Below are 16,708 nucleotides of genomic sequence, written 5' to 3'. Positions count from 1 at the left end.
CCCGAGGAACCTGCGGCCCCGCCCCGTCATGTCCGGGCGATGTCGATGGCAGCCCTTCCCCGGCCACGGACCCCGCACTAGGGTCGTCAGTCCAGAGACCCCGCGTTCCCGGGAGGCGCCCCGCATGCCGATCTACGAGTACCGGTGCCGGGAGTGCGGCGACTTCGAGGTCCTGCTGGGCATGGGCGCGGCCACGCGCGAGAGCGACTGCCCCGGCTGCGGCTCCGCGGCGCGGCGGCTGATGAGCGCGCCCGGGCTCTCCCGGGCCGGCACCCCCGCGGCCCGGCTGATCGAGCGCACCGAGCGCACCGCCGCGGAGCCCGACGTCGTCGCCGCGCCCCCGCCCGGCTCCCGGCGAGCGACCCGCACCACCGGCAACCCCCTGCACCGCAGACTTCCCCGGCCCTGAGAGGCACACCACCGCAGCACAGCCGCCAAGGAGGCACGTCATGCCGGAGCTCATCTTTCCCCTGGACTCGTCACGGCCGTTCGAGGACCAGCAGCTGGTCGGGCACAACCGGTGGCACCCGGAGATCCCCCCGGTGGCCACCGTGCGACCGGGGGACACGTTCCGGGTGCACTGCCGGGAGTGGTTCGACGGCGCGATCGTCAACGACGACTCCGCCGAGGACGTCCTCAACGCGCCGCTGACGACCGTGCACAAGCTCTCCGGCCCGTTCGCGGTGCAGGGCGCCCAGCCGGGCGACCTGCTCGTCGTCGACATCCTCGACGTCGGCCCGATCCCGCAGGAGGACTCCGGCCCCCTGGCCGGGCAGGGCTGGGGGTACACCGGCGTCTTCGCGCGGTCCAACGGTGGCGGCTTCCTCACCGACCGGTTCCCGGACGCCTACAAGGCGATCTGGGACTTCCGCGGCCAGACTGCGACCTCCCGGCACGTCCCGGAGGTCTCGTTCACCGGCATCGTCCACCCCGGCCTGATGGGCACCGCGCCCTCCGCGGAGCTCCTGGCCCGGTGGAACGCGCGCGAAGGGGCGCTCATCGCCACCGACCCGGACCGGGTCCCGCCCCTGGCGCTGCCGCCCGAGCCGGAGAACGCCCTGCTCGGCGGGGTTCCCGGCCCGGACGTCGAGCGGGTCGCCGCGGAGGCCGCGCGCACCGCGCCGCCCCGCGAGAACGGCGGCAACCAGGACATCAAGAACCTCACCAAGGGCACCCGCGTCTTCTACCCCGTCTTCGTGGACGGCGCGAACTTCTCCGTGGGCGACCTGCACTTCTCCCAGGGCGACGGCGAGATCACGTTCTGCGGCGCCATCGAGATGGGCGGGTTCATCGACTTCCACGTGGACGTCATCAAGGGCGGGATGGAGACCTACGGGGTCACGGAGAACGCGATCTTCCTGCCGGGCAGGACGGACCCGCAGTACAGCGAGTGGATCGCCTTCTCCGGCACCTCGGTGACCCTCGACGGCGAGCAGCGCTACCTCGACTCGCAGCTGTCCTACCAGCGGGCGTGCCTGCACGCCGTCGACTACCTCACGAAGTTCGGGTACTCCCCGGAGCAGGCGTACCTGCTGCTGGGCGCCGCGCCGATCGAGGGCCGGTTCTCGGGGGTGGTGGACATCCCCAACTCCTGCGCCACGGTCTATCTGCCCACCGCGATCTTCGACTTCGACGTCCGGCCGTCCGCGTCCGGACCGCACCGGGTGGATCCGGGCGCGGGGGCGCCGCACGCGGCCGCGTGAGCTCAGCCGGTCCCGAGCGCGAGGTACAGGTCGACCACGGCGGTGGCCACGTCCTGGCCGCAGGCCGCGGAGGGGTAGCCGGAGCCCAGCACCGCGATGTGGTGGGCGGTCCCGCCCGACACCGTGCGCCCCACGCTGTGGGTGTCCCACGCGCCGCCGGCGTCCGGCAGCCACCCGTTCTTGACGAGGGAGTCCGCCGCCCCGGACCCGTCCGCGCGGGCCGCGCCCACGCCCCAGGTCTGGGACGGATGGGTGGGCCGCATCTGCTCCCGCAGCCAGGCCAGGTCCTCCTCGGGCAGCCAGTCCGCCCCGTGGACGACCGTGCCCAGCACGGCCAGCTGGTCGGAGGCGGTGGTCAGGTTGTGGCCCCAGCCGCCCGAGGACCGGGTCGAGCTGACGCCCATGAGGTCGTAGGTCTCGTTGAGCTCGCCCTCCATGGCGGAGAGCGTGGGCCCGAGCGCGCCGTAGAGGGCGGTGGTGGACTCGTTGCCGCTCTCGTGGACGCTGTCGCGGATCAGGGCCCGCTGCTGCTCCGTGAGCCGGCCGTCCCGCTCGGCGGCCAGGCGCATGATGGTGAGGGCCAGCGGGACCTTGGAGAGGCTGGCCTCCATGCCGGACACCTCGGGGCGGTGGGCGAAGACCGTGCGGCCGTCCGCGTCCTGCACCAGCAGCCCGATCTCGGCGCCCACCGCCGCGCTCAGCCCGTCCAGCGCGGTGGTCAGGGCGCGCCGGTCGTCCTGCGCCGCGGGTCCCACCGCGGCGGGCAGCGGACCCGCGGCCGGACCGCAGGAGGCGGGGACGGTGACCGCCGCGGTCGTGGCGGCCGCGCCGCCCGGGGCGTCCGGGAGCGCCGCCGCGGGGGCCGGGACGGTGAGTCCCAGGAGGAGCGCGGCGGCCCCCAGGGTGCGGACGGTCCTGCGGTGCTGCGGGTGCGATCGGCTCATGGTGCCCATGCTCTCGCACGGCGGCCGTCCTGCCGAGCCGGGCGGGTCCGGCTCACGCAATGAGACCCCGGTCCGTCCAGGACGTCGGCAGGTGCCCACCGGAGGGGAGCAGCACGAGCTGGGCCGAGGGCAGCCGCTCGGTGAGGCAGCGCGCGTGGGCGGGGGGCACCACGTCGTCGTCCTCGGCGTGGACCACGACGATCTCGAGGTCGGCGAGCTTCCGGCCCACGGTGGAGGGCAGGGCGAAGCCCTGCTCCTCCACGTCCGGGTGCTCCGGGCACCAGCACGGGGCCGCCACGGTCACGACGCGCTGCAGCAGGGTGGGGATCCGGTGGCAGAGGAAGCGCAGGGCCTCGGACCCGCCGAGGGAGTGGCCCACGATCACCCAGGGCTCGTCCGGGATGGCGCGGACGGCCCGGCCGATCGCCTCCTGCCACTGGTCCGGGTCGGGGTCCTCCGGGCTCGGGAGGTCCGGGGCCACGAGGTCGGCATCGGGCCACTGCCGCCGCACGGCCTCGAGCACCGGGTTGTCGCCGGTGCGGGGCTGGGGCCCGGCACCGTGCAGGAAGAGGATGCGCTGGACCATGGGTCACCTCGGGGACGGGGGAGGTGACGGCGGACGCCGCCTCCACCAGCGTCCCCGCCGCCGCGGCGAGGTGTCAAGAGCGGCGGGAGGCTCCCGGGCCCGCTCCCACGACGTCGAGGCCGGGCCCCTCGAGCCGGTCCAGCGCCGCGGTGCGGCCGGTCAGCAGCAGCAGGAGCGCGTCGATGGCGCCTCGGACCTCGGGGCCGCTGCCGGCGCGCCAGTCGACGTCGGTTGCGGTCAGCGTCACCCCGCGCAGTCTCCGGCGCGCCCGGAACGGGAACGGCATGGACCACACCCGGTCGGCGGCCGTGCGCGCGGCCTCCGGGGGCATGGCGTGGTGCCGGCCCAGGGGCAGGACGATGTCCTGGGTGTGGACCAGGACGTCCAGCAGCGGCTCGCGGACGGTCGTGCCCGGCGGGTGGCGCCTCGAGCCGTCCAGGCGGCGGTAGTCGGCGAGGATCGACTCGACCGGCCGGCGACCGCGGGCCCGGGCGTCCAGGTACAGGGCGCGGTTGTAGTCCCCGCGGCCCCGCCACAGGGCCGGGACGAGATCGGCGAGACCGACCTGGGGCGAGGCGATGACGTGGGCCGCGACGTCCCGCACCGCCCATCCCGAGCAGAGGGTGGGGTGGTCCCACTCCTCGGGGCGGAGCGTCTCGAGCAGGTCCGCCAGCGCGGACCGCTCCCGGTGGACGGCGTCCCAGATGGCGTCGCGGTCCATGATAATCTCCTCCAAATGGTCAGGTTTCCTGACTGAATTTTCCGGCGGCGACGGCCAGGCTGTCAAGGGGTGGGCATGCACGAGGACGCGAGGACCAACACCGGGCTGCTGCTGTACTACCCGTACCGGGACATGGAGATCCGGGTGGTCGAGGCCCTGCACGCCGCCGGCTTCGCGGACCTCTCCTACGCGCAGGCCCGGATCTTCCAGCGCATCGGCCCGGGCGGCACCCGCACGGTGCAGCTGGCGGAGCAGGCCCGGGTCACCAAGCAGACGGCCAGCCTCCTCGTCCAGGCCCTGGAGGAGGAGGGGTACGTGGAGCGGCGCCCCGATCCCGCCGACGCCCGGGCGCGGCTCGTGAGCGTCGCCGAGCGCGGCCGGGCCGCCCAGGCGGTGGCGGCCGGGGTGGTCGCCGAGGTGGAGGAGCAGTGGCGGCGCCGGCTCGGGGCGCGGCGCTATGCCGCGCTGCGCCGGGCGCTCGCCGAGCTGCACGAGGAGCCCGGCGACGTCCGCTCCCCGCCGGCCGACCACGGGGCGCCCGGCTGACCCGGCAGCGCCCGGCCGACCCCGCGGCGGCGTGGTCGGCCGGGGGCACGGGGGTCACGGGGGCGCGCCGTGGTCACCCGGTGGCGCGGCGCGGCCGTCAGGACACAATGGGACCATGACCGACGCCGCTCACCCCGCCCCGCCGGAGGACCCCCGCACCGGCCGCGCCTACTGGACCGTGGAGCCCGGCCGGGGAGAGCTGCGCACCGCGGAGCTGCCCGTCCCGGGCCCCGAGGACGTCCTGGTGCGGGCGCTGCGCTCCGGGGTCAGCCGCGGCACCGAGTCGCTCGTCCACCGCGGCCTCGTCCCGGCGCGCGTGCACGGGCGGATGCGCGCCCCGTACCAGGAGGGGGACTTCCCCGGCCCCGTGAAGTACGGCTACCTCTCCGTGGGCGTCGTGGAGCAGGGGCCGGAGGACCTGGTGGGCCGGCGGGTCTTCAGCCTCCACCCCCACCAGGACCGCTACGTGCTCCCGGCCTCCGCCGTGACCCCGGTGCCCGACGACGTCCCCTCCGGGCGCGCGGTGCTCGCGGGCTCGGTGGAGACGGCCGTCAACGCGCTGTGGGAGGCCGCGCCCCGCTTCGGGGACCGCGTGGCCGTGGTCGGCGCCGGGATGATCGGCGCGTGCACGGCCGCGCTGCTGGCCCGCTTCCCGCTGGCCCGGCTGCAGCTCGTGGACCCGCAGCCGTCCCGCGGGGGGCTCGCGGCCCGGCTCGGCGTGGAGCACGTGCTGCCGGAGGACGCCGCGGGGGAGTGCGACGTCGTCCTGCACGCCTCCTCCACCGCCGCCGGCCTGGCGCGGGGGCTCGAGCTGCTCGGCGACGAGGGGGAGCTGATCGAGCTGTCCTGGTACGGCGACGAGGACCCTGCCGTCCCGCTCGGCGCCGACTTCCACGCCCGCCGGCTCCAGCTGCGCGCCAGCCAGGTGGGCGTCGTCGCCCCCGCCCGCCGGGCCCGCCGCACGACCGCCGACCGGCTCGCCACCGCGCTGGACGCCCTCCGGGACCCCCGCTTCGACGCCCTGCTCTCCGGGAGCTCCTCGTTCGAGGAGCTGCCCGCCACGATGGCACGGCTCGCCGCAGGAGCCCCGGACGTCCTGTGCCACGTGGTGCACTACGACTGACCGCCCCCCACCGACCCGAGGAGCTCCGTGTTCACCCTGACCGTCCGAGACCACATGATGATCGCCCACAGCCTGCCGGACCCGTTCTTCGGCCCCGCCCAGAACCTGCACGGGGCCACCTACGTGGTGGAGACCACCTGGTCCCGGCCGGTCCTCGACGAGCACGGGGTGGTCATGGACATCGGCGTGGCCAACGACCTGCTCGCGGGCGTCCTCGACGGGCTGCGCTACCGCAACCTCGACGAGCACCCGGACTTCGCGGGGCGGCTGTCCACCACGGAGGTCCTGGCCCAGTACGTCGCCGAGCGGCTCGCGGCGGGGGCGGCGTTCGTCGAAGGGCTCGAGCGGCTGACCGTGACCCTCCGGGAGACCCCCGACGCCTGGGCCTCCTACACCCTCGAGCTGCCCGTGCTCAGCGAGCGCGGCGGGCCCGCCCCCGCCCGGTGAGCACCGCGCGCGCGGGCATCGACGTGGTGGTGCCCGACGACGGCGGGCGGCCCACCGGCGGCTCGCTCTACGACCGCCGGCTCGTGGCGGCGCTGGACGCCCTGGGGCGCCCGGCCCGGCTCGTGCCGGTGGCCGGGTGCTGGCCCGCGCCGGACGGTGCCGCCCGGGCCCGGCTGCGGCGCGCGCTGGGCGCACCGGCCCCCGGGCGGGCGGTCGTCCTCGACGGCCTCGTGGGGTGCGCGGCACCGGAGGCGGTCGACGACGCCGTGCGCTCCGGGGTGCCCGTGCACCTGCTCGTGCACCTGCCCCTGCCCGCCGAGACCGGGCTGGAGCCCGCGGCCGCCACGGAGCTCGCCCGGCGGGAGGCGACCGCTCTCGCCGCCGCCACCGGCGTGCTGGCGCCCAGCGCCTGGGCGGCCCGCGACCTCCTCCGCCGCTACGGCACCGCGGACGCCGTCGTGGCCGAGCCGGGGGCCGAGCGCGGACCGGTGGCCGCGGGGTCGCGCCCGCCGCGGCTGACCTGTCTGGCGTCCCTGACCCCGCGCAAGAATCAGGGCCTCCTGCTGGAGGCCCTCGCGCCGCTGACCGCCCTCGCCTGGACCCTCGACCTCGTCGGCCCCGAGGGCGACCCCGGGCACGTCCGCACCCTGCGTGCGGCAGTCCGGGACCTCCCCGATCCGGGGCGCGTGCGCTGCCCCGGTCCCCTCGAGGGCGCCGCGCTGGCCCGGCAGTGGGCGCGCACCGACCTGCTGCTGCTGCCCTCCACGACCGAGACCTACGGCATGGTCGTCACCGAGGCGCTCGCCCACGGCGTGCCCGCGGTGGTCGCGGCCGGCACCGGTGCGGTCGAGGCCCTCGACGGCACGCCGGGGCCCCGGGGTGCGCCCGACACCGGTGTTCCGCCCGGCGCCGGCCTCCGGGCCGGTGCCGCCCTCGACCTCGCCGACCCGTCCGCCTGGACCGCGGTGCTGCGCGACTGGCTGACCGACCCCGCCCTGCGCGCGCAGTGGCGGGCCGCCGCACTGGTCCGCCGCGACCGCCTGCGCAGCTGGACGGACACCGCCCGCGACGTCCTCGCGGCGATCGGCCCGCACCTCGACCCGCCCCTCGACCCGTCCGATCCCCTCGGGCGCAGTCCCGACCCCGACCACGACCACGACCGCACCAGGAGACCGTCATGACGAACCACTCCGCCCCCGACCGTCCCGTCGCCGGCGACTGGCTGGCCCTGCGGGAGCCCGCCGACGCCGCGGCCCGCGAGGACTCCCTGCCGCTGATCGCCCGCATCGTGCGGCACTGGGAGCAGCTGCCGCCGGCCGCGGCCCCCGGCGCCGCGGACACCGAGCCGGTCGTGGTGGTGGACCTCGGCGCCGGGACGGGCGCGAACCGGGCCTGGCTCGCCCGGCACCTCCCCGGCCCCCAGCGCTGGATCCTGCTCGACCACGACCGCGAGCTGCTCGACCAGGCCGTGGCCGCCGCCCGGGCGGAGGGGGCCGACGTCGTGCCCGTCCTCGCCGGGGTCGAGGAGCTCGGCCGAGTGCTCGCGGAGCACCCGGCGGCCCGCCGGCTCGTGACGTGCTCCGCCCTGCTCGACCTCCTGACCCGGCAGCAGCTCCGGGACCTGGCCCGGGTGCTCTCCGAGGAGGCCGTCCCGGCGCTCCTCGCCCTGACCGTCGACGGCGAGGTCCTCCTCGACCCGCCCCACCACCTGGACCCCTCGGTGCTGGGGGCCTTCGAGGACCACCAGCACCGCGGCGAGCTCGCCGGGACCGACGCCGTGCGGCTGGCCGCGGAGGCCCTGCAGGAGCGCGGCATGGTCGTGGACGTGACGCCCACCCCCTGGTGGATCTCCGACCAGGCGTGGGCCCGGCCCCTCCTGGAGCGGTTCCTCGCCGACCGCGCGGACGCCGCCGTGGAGCACCGCCCGGACCTCACGGCCGAGGCCCACGCCTGGCTGCGGACCCGCCTGGTGGACTGCGCCCGCGGCCGGCTGCGGGCCACCGTGGGGCACGCGGACGTGCTCGGCCTGCCGCCCGTCAGCTGAGGCCGCGGGCGCACCGCTCCAGCCACAGCACGTCCCGGCCGAAGGACACCAGCAGCAGGACGAGCGCCACGACGGTCGCCGTGACGGCCAGCGGCAGCGGGATCAGCGGGACCAGGGCGCCGAGCAGGACGCCGCCCTGGATCCCCGCCACCACCCGCCGGTACGAGGAGAAGGGCAGCTCGCGGCGCCACGCCGGGCGCACCCGCAGACCCAGCAGGAAGAGGTAGCGCAGGGCGCCGATCACCACCACCCACCACGCCTCCGGCAGCCCGATCCGGGCGGCGACCGCCACCGAGAGGAAGAGCAGCAGCACGGCGTCGACCTCCTGGTCGAACCGGGCCCCGGCGCGCGTGGCGGTCCCGGTGCGGCGCGCCACCCACCCGTCGATCCCGTCGAGCAGCCACGCGGGCAGCGCGACGGCGAACACGGCCCAGCACCAGGCGTCGGCGGGCCGGCCCCCGTCCTGCCCCAGCACCGGGGCCAGCCCCACGGGCAGGAGCCCGGCGGCCAGGGCGACGAGCACGGAGCGGCCCACGGTGACCCGGTCGGCCGGGCCGTAGGGCTCGCCGCGGCGGCGCACGGTGCTGCGCACCACCGCGCCGAGCACGGCGAGACCCAGCAGCACCGAGCACACCAGCACGGGGAGCGGCGCGTCCGCCAGGAGGAGGAGCGCCGCGAGGGCTCCGCCCAGCGCCACGAAGGCGAGCAGACCGTCCCGGCGCGCCGAGGGGTGCGGGCCGGTGGAACGGGCCAGGGGCATGCGGTCGCCTTCCGCGTCGGGGGGTCTTCATCCTGGGCGGGCCCGGTCCGCCGCGTCAAACCGGGCGACGGCGGGCGGTGGCTAGACTGCGCCCATGCCCGCCGAGACCACGCCCGCCCTCACGCGGCGGCGGCCCGTTCTCCGCGTGCTGCTCGCCGCCGGGCAGGCGGTGGCCGGGCTGGTCCTCCTCGCCATGCTGTTCCGCGTGCTCGGCACGGACGCGGTCCGCAGCGCCGTCGGGATCCTCACCCCCGCCACGGTGGCGCTCGCCCTGGGCGTCGGGCTCGTGGCCACCGCGGCCCAGGCCCAGCGCTGGCGGCTGGTGGCCCGCAGCCGGGCCACGCCGATCGGCTTCCGGGAGGCGCTGGGCGAGTGCTGGGCGTCCGGGCTCGTCAACCTGCTGCTGCCCGGGGGTGTGACCGGGGACGCCGTGCGGGTGCTGCGCCGCCGCCGGCGCGGCGACAGCTGGCCCGGCGCCGGCGGCTCCGTGCTGGGCGAACGGCTGGCGGGGACGTCCGTGCTCCTCGCGGCCGGGGTCGTCCCGGCCCTGGCGGTCGGCGGCTGGCTCGCCGCGGCCCTCGGCCTCGGGGCGCTCGCCGTCGGGGCCGTCGCCTGGCGCTCCACGAGCGGCGCCCCGGCGCGGGACCGGGCCGGGGTCTGGGCGCTGTCCGTGCTCGCCTGGGCCTGCTACCAGGGGCTGTTCCTGCTGGCGGCCGTGCGCACCGCACCCCAGGAGACCCTGGCGAACCTGTGGGGGACCACCGTGCTGGGCCTCGCCGGGATGTCCGTGCCCGTCGGGGTGGGCGGCTGGGGTCCGCGGGAGGGGATCACCACCCTGGCCGCGATGGCCCACGGCCTGCCCGCCGGGACCGGCTTCGCGATCTCGATCGGCTACGGGCTGCTCGCCCTGATCTCGGCCCTGCCGGGAGCCGTGGTCCTGGCGGGCTGGCTGCTGCCCCGGCGCACCGGCTCTCCCCGCGCCGGTTCTCCCCGCGGCTGACGAGCCGGTCCCCCGGCGTCGGGAGGCCCGTGGTGCGCGTCAGCCGCCGATCGCGCTCATGGGGCGTTCCGGTTGGACGTAGTCGGAGGAGTCCAGGCCTACGTGGTCCATGCCGTGGGCGGCCGGTTTCGCCCACATCGCGGCCCGCCAGCGCTCGGCCAGCTGGGCGTCGGTCGCACCGGTGCGCAGCAGCGGCAGCAGCTCGACCTCCTCGTGGGAGAACAGGCAGGACCGGATCCTGCCCTCGGCGGTGATCCGGGTCCGCTTGCAGTCGCCGCAGAAGGGCTCGGTGACCGAGGCGATGACCCCCACCGTGCCCAGCGGTGCGCCACCGGAGCCCCCGGCGCCGGCGGCCCGGGTTTCGTCCGGGGTGGGGGTGCGGGGGTGCACGTCCCACAGTTCGGCCGGGGCGCCCTCGCGCGGGCCCGGGTGCGGGGTCAGCCGGTACCGCTCACCGAGCCGGTGGCGGATCTCGGCGGCGGTGACCATCTCCGCCCGGGTCCAGCCGTGGTCGGCGTCCAGGGGCATCTGCTCGATGAACCGCAGCGCGAAGCCGCGCGCCAGCGCCCAGGCGAGCAGGTCGGGGGCCTCGTGGTCGTTGACCCCGCGCATCAGCACCGCGTTGATCTTCACCGGGGTCAGCCCGGCCGCGGCCGCCGCCTCGGCCCCGGCCAGCACCTGCGCCAGGCGGTCCCGGCGGGCCAGGGCGCGGAAGGTCGCCGCGTCCAGGGAGTCCAGGGAGATGTTGATCCGGCTCAGCCCGGCCTCGGCCAGGCCCTGGGCGCGGGCGGCCAGACCGATGCCGTTGGTGGTGAGCGAGACCGGCAGGTCCGGGTGGGTAGCACGGATCCCGGTGATGATGTCCTCGAGGTCGGCCCGGACCAGGGGTTCCCCGCCGGTCAGGCGCAGCTCGGTGACCCCGAGCTCGGTCACCCCGACGTGGACGATCCGGGTGATCTCGGCGGGGGTCATCAGCTGGGCGGCGGGCAGCCAGGGCAGACCTCCGGCGGGCATGCAGTAGGTGCAGCGCAGATTGCACTTGTCGATCACCGACAGTCGCAGGTCGGTGGCGCGGCGGCCGTGGCGGTCCATCAGCCCGGCCCCGGCCGGGGCGCCGCTGGGGCCCGGACCGGTGCTGCGCAGCCGGGGCAGTCCCAGGGAAACGCTCATGTCACCGCCTCGATCGTCTCGGACGGGCGTCCAGGGTCCGCGGGCGCCGCAGCCGGTGCGCCGGCGAGGTCCTGGAGCAGGCGGGCGGCGACGCTGATCGCGATCACCGCGGGCGCCTTGCCGGGGATGCCCGGGAGACCTATGGGGCACGTGATGCGATCCACGGTGCTCTCCGCATGGCCCTCCGCGCGCAGCCGCTGCCGAAAGCGGGCCCACTTGGCCCGGGAGCCGATCAGGCCCACGCTGCCGAGGTCGTCCCGGCGCAGCGCGGCGTCGCACAGCACGAAGTCCTCGGCGTGGTCGTGGCTCATGATCAGCACGTGCGCCCCGGCCGGCAGCCCGGCCAGCACGTTCTCCGGGACGGGGCTGTGGTGGAGGCGGACCTGCGCGGCCCCGTCGGTGACGTCGGCCAGCCGGGCGGGGGCCAGCTGACCCTCCCGGCTGTCCACCAGGTGCAGGTTCAGGGGCAGGCGGGACAGCACCCGGGCTAGCTCGTGACCCACGTGGCCCACACCGAACACGGCTACCACGGGGCGGGCGCCCTGGGGCTCGAGCAGCACGCTGACCACGCCTCCGCAGCACTGGCGCCCGTGCTCCACGGCGGCGTGCTCGTTGAGCGAGAAGGTCATCGTCTCCGGATCCGTGGCCCCCGCTGCGAGGAGGACCCGAGCCCGCTCGACCACGGTCGCCTCGAGGTTGCCGCCGCCCACGGTGTCCCACGCGGCGGACTCGGACACCACCATCTTGGCCCCGGCCTCCCGGGGGGCGTGCCCGCGCACCTCCGTGACGGTGACGAGCACCCCCGGCGCGCCCTCCGCGCGCAGGTGCTGCAGGGCGTCCAGCCAGTCCACGTCAGCGCGCCGCCGGAGCGGCCGGAGCGGCCGGAGCGGCGACGTCCGCCACGGGCAGGGCGCGGCGCGCCTCCTGGACCGCCCAGAACACGGCCTCCGGGGTGGCGGGGCTCGCGAGCTCGGTGCTCCGCCCGCCCGGCCCGAACGCGGCCGCGGCCTCCCGCAGCGCCTCGCGCACGCTGAAGGCCAGCATGAGGGGCGGCTCCCCCACGGCCTTGGAGCCGTAGACGACGCCGCTCTCGGTGGCCTCCTCGAAGAGGTGCACGTTGAACTCCTCGGGCATCTCCGAGAAGCTCGGCAGCTTGTAGGTGCTCGCCGCCTGGGTCGCCAGCCGGCCCCGGTGCGGCCCGTCGGACTCGTCCCAGCGCAGCTCCTCGAGCGTGAGCCAGCCGGCGCCCTGGACGAACCCGCCCTCGATCTGCCCCACGTCGATCAGCGGGGAGAGGCTGTCGCCCACGTCGTGGACGATGTCGGTGCGCAGCAGCCGGTACGCGCCGGTGAACCCGTCGACCTCCACCTCGGAGACGGAGGCGCCGTAGGAGAAGTACTTGAACGGCTCGCCCTGCATCCGGGCCGCGTCCCAGTGGAGCCCCTCGGTGCGGTAGTAGCCGGCGGCCCACAGCGAGATCCGCTGGAAGTAGGCGTCGTGGGCGAGTTCGGCGAAGGACATCTCCCGGTCGGAGAAGCCGATCCCGGTGACCGTGCCGTCGACGAACCGGACGTCGTCGGGGTGGATGTCGAACTTGCGGGCGGCGACCTCGGCCAGCCGGTCCCGGATCTGCTCGCACGCGTTCTTGACGGCCCCGCCGTTGAGGTCAGCCCCGGAGCTCGCGGCCGTCGCGGAGGTGTTGGGCACCTTGTCCGTGCGCGTGGGCGCCAGCCGGACGGCCTCCAGCGGCACCCCGAGCGCGGTGGCCGCGACCTGGCGCATCTTGGTGTGCAGGCCCTGGCCCATCTCGGTGCCGCCGTGGTTGATGAGCACGGACCCGTCCTTGTAGACGTGCACGAGCGCACCGGCCTGGTTGAAGGCCGTGAGGTTGAAGGAGATGCCGAACTTCACGGGGGTGACCGCGAGCGCCCGCTTGGTGTCGGGGTGGGCGGCGTTGAACGCGGCGATCTCCTCGCGGCGGCGCTCCACCTCGGCCCGGTCCAGCAGCTGGGTCCAGATGGTGCGCAGCCGCTCGGCGTGCCGGACGGGCTGGCCGTACGGCGTGGCCTGGCCGGGGACGTAGAGGTTGCGGTGGCGCAGCTCCGTGGGATCCAGTCCGAGCAGCGGGGCGCAGCGGCCCATGACCTCCTCGATCACCAGCATGCCCTGCGGACCGCCGAAGCCGCGGAACGCGGTCTGGGAGGTCTTGTGGGTCTTCGCGATCCGGCCGTGGACCTGCACGTGAGGGATCCAGTAGGCGTTGTCGATGTGGCACAGCGTCCGCTGCAGCACGGGCTCGGAGAGGTCCAGGCTCCAGCCGCCGTCGCTGGTGACGGTGGCCTCCAGGGCCTGCAGATGACCGCCCTCGTCGAAGCCGGCCTCCCACCGGGCGTGGTACGGATGACGCTTGCCGGACAGCGTGAGGTCCTGGGTGCGGTTGAGCCGCAACCGCACCGGCCGGCCCGTCAGCACCGAGCCGAGGGCGGCGACGGCGGCGTAGCCGTGCGGCTGCATCTCCTTGCCGCCGAACCCACCGCCCATGCGCAGGCACTGCACGGTGACCTCGTGGCTGTGCAGACCCAGGACGTGGGCGACGATCTCCTGGGTCTCCGTGGGGTGCTGGGTGCTGCAGTGCACCAGGACCTGCCCGCCCTCGTCCACGTAGGCGAAGGACGCGTGGGTCTCCAGGTAGAAGTGCTCCTGGCCGCCGAACTCGAACTCCCCGCTGAAGCGGTGGGCGGAGCCGGCCAGCGCCGTGCCCGTGTCCCCGCGGCTGACGGTGGGCTGACCGCCCTGGAAGCTGCCGGCCTCGACGGCCTCCGCTACGGTGACCAGCGACGGCAGCGGCTCGTAGTCGACCTCCACGGCGTCGGCGCCCAGCCGGGCGGCCTCCTGGGTCTCGCCCAGCACCCAGCACACGGCGTGCCCGTAGAACATGACCTCGGCGGGGAACAGCGGCTCGTCGTGCTTGGTGCCGGCGTCGTTGACCCCGGGCACGTCGGCCGCGGTGAGGACCCGGACCACCCCGGGGACCGCCAGGGCCGGGGCGGTGCGCAGGTCCTGCACGCGGGCGTGGGCGTGCGGGGCCTGCACGGGCCAGGCGTGCAGCACGTCCTGGTGGCGCACGATGAGGTCGTCGGTGTACAGGGCCGTGCCGGTGACGTGCAGGGCGGCGCTCTCGTGCGGGACGGGCACGCCCACCACGGGGTCGACGGGGCGGTCGGCGAGGGACTTCAACGGGACACCTCCAGATCGGGGGCGGGCGCGTGCTGCGCCCAGAACTTGAGCAGGGCCTGCTCGAGCATGGCCGAGCGGTAGCGGGCGCTGGCCCGGTGGTCGTCGATCGGGGTGCCCTCCCCGGCCAGTGCGGCCGCCGCGGCGACGACCGTGTCGCGGGTCCACGGCGCCCCGTCGAGGAGGCGCTCCGCGCCGTGCGCCCGGATCGGGGTGGCCGCCACGCCGCCCAGGCCGATCCGCGCGGACGAGACCGTCCCGGCGTCCACCTGCACGGCGATGCCGACGGCCACGCTGGAGATGTCGTCGAAGCGCCGCTTGGCGATCTTGTGGAACCCGCTGTGCCGGGCGAGAGGCAGCGGGATCCGCACGGCGCGGATGATCTCCCCGGGGCGGCGGACGCTGCGCCGGTACCCCGTGTAGTACTCGTCCAGGGGCACCTCGCGCTCGCCCCCGGCGGAGGCCAGCACCACGGACGCGCCCAGGGCCAGCAGGGCCGGGGCCGAGTCCCCGATGGGCGATCCGGTGCCGAGGTTGCCGCCGAACGTCGCGGCGTTGCGGATCAGGCGGGAGGCGAACTGCGGGAAGAGCTGGTCGAGCAGGGGCACCCGTCCGGCGAGGCCGCGCTCGACCTCGGACAGGCTCAGGGACGCCCCGATCTCGATCCGCTCCTGTCCCACCTCGAGCGTGCGCAGCTCCTCGAGCCGGTCCACGGCGAGGGACAGCGGCGGACGGGTGTGGCGGATGTTGACGTCCACGCCCGCGTCCGTCGAACCGGAGATCAGCTGGGCCCCCGGTTCGCGCTCCAGGTGCTCGAAGAGCTCGTCCAGGGAGCCGGGACGGACGAACCGTGCGCCGTCGGCCTCCACCTGGGTGGGCGGGGCGGGCTGCGCGGGCCGCTCCTGGCGCCGGAGCAGGGGGTCGGCGTCGGCCGGAGCCCCCAGGGCGTAGGCGGCGTCGCGGATGGGCCGGTAGCCGGTGCAGCGGCAGAGGTTGCCGCTCAGGGCGTGCAGGTCGAACCCGTTGGGCCCGCACTCGTGATCGGCCGCGTGCTCCTCGCCGGTGACCGCGGTGCCGGTCTGCGCCTCGTCGGCCGCGCCGGAGGTGCCGCGCTCGGGGCGGTAGTACTCGGCGGCCATGGCGCAGACGAACCCCGGCGTGCAGTAGCCGCACTGGGAGCCTCCCCGGAACGCCATCTCCTGCTGGACGGGGTGCAGCGCCGCGGGCGCGCCGGCCCCGGGGGCGGACCCGAGCCCCTCGGCGGTGACGACCTCCTGGCCATCGAAGGCGACGGCGGGGGGCAGGCACGCGTTCACGGCGGTCCACCGACTGCGCCCTTCCCCGTCCGGCCGGGCGACCAGCACCGCGCAGGCACCGCACTCGCCCTCGGCGCAGCCTTCCTTGGCCCCGGTCAGGCCCTCGCCGCGCAGCCAGTCCAGCAGCCGGGTGTGCGGGCCGAGCCCGTCACAGCTCCGGGTACGACCGTTGACCGTCACTCGGATGTCGCTCATGCCTGCTGCTCCTCGGTGCATGCCACTGGCCGCGACCTGGAGTCAGGTGGTTCCCCGGGGGTACCGGGAGCTCTCTGGCGGCGGACCAGCGCGATTCGTCGTTGCTCGCCCGGTAGATAGTCCGCTTCAGGACCCGCCGTAGGCTGAGTCACACCATAACCACGCCGTGACGGGGCCGCAAGAGTTTGGGCGCCACGACCGGGCCACGGCGGATCTGGAAGAATTCTTCCACAATGTGTTGTACCTCACGTCCAACTGCTCTACGTTGGCCTCAGCCACAGGCGGGTCCCGCTCGATCGGGACTATCTACCGGGCATGATCTGACAGCCGGGTGGGCCCGCCGACGGACATCAGCCGTTCCCCGGGTCCCCCCCCACGATCCGTGAGGACCTGAGCAGCATGTCGACCGTTCACGAAGAGACCACGCACCTCCAGACCCACCTCCAGCACGCCGTCGACCTCGCGGCGGAGAACGCCGCTGTCGACGGCGGACCCTTCGGGGCCGTCGTCGTGACCGCGGACGGGCGGGAGTTCCCCGCCGTCAACCGTGTGACGGCGGACCACGACCCCACAGCGCACGCGGAGGTCATGGCCATCCGCAGCGCCTGCCGCGAGCTGGGGACCTTCGACCTCAGCGGGGCCGTGCTCTACACCAGCTGCGAACCGTGCCCGCTGTGCCTCTCGGCCTCGCTGTGGGCCCGGCTGGACGCGGTGTACTTCGCCGCCGACCGGCACGACGCCGCGGCCGGCGGATTCGACGACGCCGAGTTCTACGAGTTCTTCGCCCGGAGCGCGCAGGAGCGGGACCGGGCCCTTCCGGTCCGCCACGTCGCCCTCGCCACGCGCACGGAGCCGTTCGAGGCCTGGGCCGGCAACGCCCAGCGCACCGCGTACTGATCCGAGCACCCCGCCGCCCCGG

General features: G+C 75.7%; 17 protein-coding genes. 9 read left to right on the top strand and 8 right to left on the bottom strand.

What is annotated here, in order from left to right; all coding sequences use genetic code 11:
• The first annotated feature begins 124 nt into the window (after positions 1-124).
• Entirely contained in the window at positions 125-409 is a 285-nt protein-coding gene (locus EQG70_RS15810; protein WP_109221354.1) for an FmdB family zinc ribbon protein, read from the top strand.
• A gap of 40 nt (positions 410-449) precedes the next feature.
• The gene (fmdA, locus tag EQG70_RS15805; protein ID WP_035923336.1) at positions 450-1,703 is read left to right on the top strand and encodes a formamidase; all 1,254 of its coding nucleotides are present in this window, start codon (positions 450-452) and stop codon (positions 1,701-1,703) included.
• A gap of 2 nt (positions 1,704-1,705) precedes the next feature.
• On the opposite strand, the gene EQG70_RS15800 is transcribed toward fmdA, so the two are convergent.
• From EQG70_RS15800 to EQG70_RS15790, 3 genes are all read right to left on the bottom strand, one after another.
• Positions 1,706-2,647 carry a serine hydrolase gene (locus EQG70_RS15800; RefSeq protein ID WP_138976487.1) on the bottom strand — a complete coding sequence of 314 codons (942 nt, stop codon included), beginning with the start codon at positions 2,645-2,647 and terminating at the stop codon, positions 1,706-1,708.
• Positions 2,648-2,699: 52 nt separating this feature from the next.
• Positions 2,700-3,233, bottom strand: coding sequence for an alpha/beta fold hydrolase (locus EQG70_RS15795; RefSeq protein WP_017834750.1), 534 nt, complete (start codon positions 3,231-3,233; stop codon positions 2,700-2,702).
• A gap of 73 nt (positions 3,234-3,306) precedes the next feature.
• The gene (locus tag EQG70_RS15790) at positions 3,307-3,954 is read right to left on the bottom strand and encodes a maleylpyruvate isomerase family mycothiol-dependent enzyme (protein WP_017834751.1); all 648 of its coding nucleotides are present in this window, start codon (positions 3,952-3,954) and stop codon (positions 3,307-3,309) included.
• Positions 3,955-4,029: 75 nt separating this feature from the next.
• Here EQG70_RS15790 and EQG70_RS15785 point away from each other — a divergent pair, with 75 nt between their 5' ends.
• The 5 genes from EQG70_RS15785 (at position 4,030) to EQG70_RS15765 (ending at position 8,114) form a co-directional block, all read left to right on the top strand.
• Complete coding sequence (locus EQG70_RS15785; RefSeq protein ID WP_017834752.1) at positions 4,030-4,500, top strand: MarR family winged helix-turn-helix transcriptional regulator; 471 nt, start codon at positions 4,030-4,032, stop codon at positions 4,498-4,500.
• A gap of 115 nt (positions 4,501-4,615) precedes the next feature.
• Positions 4,616-5,623 carry a zinc-dependent alcohol dehydrogenase gene (locus tag EQG70_RS15780; RefSeq protein WP_095650311.1) on the top strand — a complete coding sequence of 336 codons (1,008 nt, stop codon included), beginning with the start codon at positions 4,616-4,618 and terminating at the stop codon, positions 5,621-5,623.
• 27 nt (positions 5,624-5,650) lie between these two features.
• Positions 5,651-6,070 carry a 6-pyruvoyl trahydropterin synthase family protein gene (locus EQG70_RS15775; RefSeq protein ID WP_017834754.1) on the top strand — a complete coding sequence of 140 codons (420 nt, stop codon included), beginning with the start codon at positions 5,651-5,653 and terminating at the stop codon, positions 6,068-6,070.
• The gene (locus tag EQG70_RS15770) at positions 6,067-7,251 is read left to right on the top strand and encodes a glycosyltransferase family 4 protein (RefSeq protein ID WP_208746214.1); all 1,185 of its coding nucleotides are present in this window, start codon (positions 6,067-6,069) and stop codon (positions 7,249-7,251) included. The genes EQG70_RS15775 and EQG70_RS15770 overlap by 4 nt, the downstream gene beginning before the upstream one ends.
• A complete protein-coding gene (locus EQG70_RS15765) occupies positions 7,248-8,114 on the top strand; it encodes a class I SAM-dependent methyltransferase (protein WP_109268317.1) in 867 nt (288 codons plus the stop codon). The genes EQG70_RS15770 and EQG70_RS15765 overlap by 4 nt, the downstream gene beginning before the upstream one ends.
• Here EQG70_RS15765 and EQG70_RS15760 read toward each other — a convergent pair.
• Complete coding sequence (locus EQG70_RS15760; protein ID WP_109268316.1) at positions 8,107-8,874, bottom strand: CDP-alcohol phosphatidyltransferase family protein; 768 nt, start codon at positions 8,872-8,874, stop codon at positions 8,107-8,109. The two genes, EQG70_RS15765 and EQG70_RS15760, sit on opposite strands and share 8 nt — an antisense overlap.
• Before the next feature lie 94 nt (positions 8,875-8,968).
• On the opposite strand from EQG70_RS15760, the gene EQG70_RS15755 reads away from it, so the two are divergent.
• Positions 8,969-9,874 (top strand): lysylphosphatidylglycerol synthase domain-containing protein, encoded by a 906-nt coding sequence (locus EQG70_RS15755; protein ID WP_017834756.1) that lies wholly within the window; start codon positions 8,969-8,971, stop codon positions 9,872-9,874.
• Between the two features lie 39 nt (positions 9,875-9,913).
• Here the strand turns inward: EQG70_RS15755 and moaA are convergent, their stop codons facing one another.
• The 4 genes from moaA to EQG70_RS15735 are packed head-to-tail and all read right to left on the bottom strand — an operon-like array spanning position 9,914 to position 15,789.
• Positions 9,914-11,044 (bottom strand): GTP 3',8-cyclase MoaA, encoded by a 1,131-nt coding sequence (moaA, locus tag EQG70_RS15750; protein ID WP_109268315.1) that lies wholly within the window; start codon positions 11,042-11,044, stop codon positions 9,914-9,916.
• Positions 11,041-11,895, bottom strand: coding sequence for a xanthine dehydrogenase accessory protein XdhC (xdhC, locus tag EQG70_RS15745; RefSeq protein WP_109268314.1), 855 nt, complete (start codon positions 11,893-11,895; stop codon positions 11,041-11,043). Before xdhC ends, moaA begins: the two co-directional genes overlap by 4 nt.
• Before the next feature lies 1 nt (position 11,896).
• A complete protein-coding gene (gene xdhB / locus EQG70_RS15740; protein ID WP_109268313.1) occupies positions 11,897-14,281 on the bottom strand; it encodes a xanthine dehydrogenase molybdopterin binding subunit in 2,385 nt (794 codons plus the stop codon).
• On the bottom strand, positions 14,278-15,789 hold the full coding sequence (locus EQG70_RS15735; RefSeq protein ID WP_109268312.1) for a xanthine dehydrogenase small subunit: 1,512 nt from the start codon (positions 15,787-15,789) through the stop codon (positions 14,278-14,280). The genes xdhB and EQG70_RS15735 overlap by 4 nt, the downstream gene beginning before the upstream one ends.
• Before the next feature lie 399 nt (positions 15,790-16,188).
• On the opposite strand from EQG70_RS15735, the gene EQG70_RS15730 reads away from it, so the two are divergent.
• Entirely contained in the window at positions 16,189-16,686 is a 498-nt protein-coding gene (locus EQG70_RS15730; protein WP_109268311.1) for a nucleoside deaminase, read from the top strand.
• The last annotated feature ends 22 nt before the right edge of the window (positions 16,687-16,708 follow it).

The organism is Kocuria rosea, assembly GCF_006094695.1.
Classification (GTDB): Bacteria; Actinomycetota; Actinomycetes; order Actinomycetales; family Micrococcaceae; genus Kocuria; species Kocuria rosea.
This window is presented reverse-complemented; position numbering and strand designations above follow the sequence as displayed.

What these genes read in the sequence shown, in the direction of transcription:
- EQG70_RS15810 (WP_109221354.1), top strand. Translation starts at nt 125, where the DNA reads ATGCCGATCTACGAGTACCGGTGCCGGGAGTGCGGCGACTTCGAGGTC.
- fmdA (WP_035923336.1), top strand. Translation starts at nt 450, where the DNA reads ATGCCGGAGCTCATCTTTCCCCTGGACTCGTCACGGCCGTTCGAGGAC.
- EQG70_RS15800 (WP_138976487.1), bottom strand. Translation starts at nt 2,647, where the DNA reads ATGAGCCGATCGCACCCGCAGCACCGCAGGACCGTCCGCACCCTGGGG.
- EQG70_RS15795 (WP_017834750.1), bottom strand. Translation starts at nt 3,233, where the DNA reads ATGGTCCAGCGCATCCTCTTCCTGCACGGTGCCGGGCCCCAGCCCCGC.
- EQG70_RS15790 (WP_017834751.1), bottom strand. Translation starts at nt 3,954, where the DNA reads ATGGACCGCGACGCCATCTGGGACGCCGTCCACCGGGAGCGGTCCGCG.
- EQG70_RS15785 (WP_017834752.1), top strand. Translation starts at nt 4,030, where the DNA reads ATGCACGAGGACGCGAGGACCAACACCGGGCTGCTGCTGTACTACCCG.
- EQG70_RS15780 (WP_095650311.1), top strand. Translation starts at nt 4,616, where the DNA reads ATGACCGACGCCGCTCACCCCGCCCCGCCGGAGGACCCCCGCACCGGC.
- EQG70_RS15765 (WP_109268317.1), top strand. Translation starts at nt 7,248, where the DNA reads ATGACGAACCACTCCGCCCCCGACCGTCCCGTCGCCGGCGACTGGCTG.
- EQG70_RS15760 (WP_109268316.1), bottom strand. Translation starts at nt 8,874, where the DNA reads ATGCCCCTGGCCCGTTCCACCGGCCCGCACCCCTCGGCGCGCCGGGAC.
- EQG70_RS15755 (WP_017834756.1), top strand. Translation starts at nt 8,969, where the DNA reads ATGCCCGCCGAGACCACGCCCGCCCTCACGCGGCGGCGGCCCGTTCTC.
- moaA (WP_109268315.1), bottom strand. Translation starts at nt 11,044, where the DNA reads ATGAGCGTTTCCCTGGGACTGCCCCGGCTGCGCAGCACCGGTCCGGGC.
- EQG70_RS15735 (WP_109268312.1), bottom strand. Translation starts at nt 15,789, where the DNA reads ATGAGCGACATCCGAGTGACGGTCAACGGTCGTACCCGGAGCTGTGAC.
- EQG70_RS15730 (WP_109268311.1), top strand. Translation starts at nt 16,189, where the DNA reads ATGTCGACCGTTCACGAAGAGACCACGCACCTCCAGACCCACCTCCAG.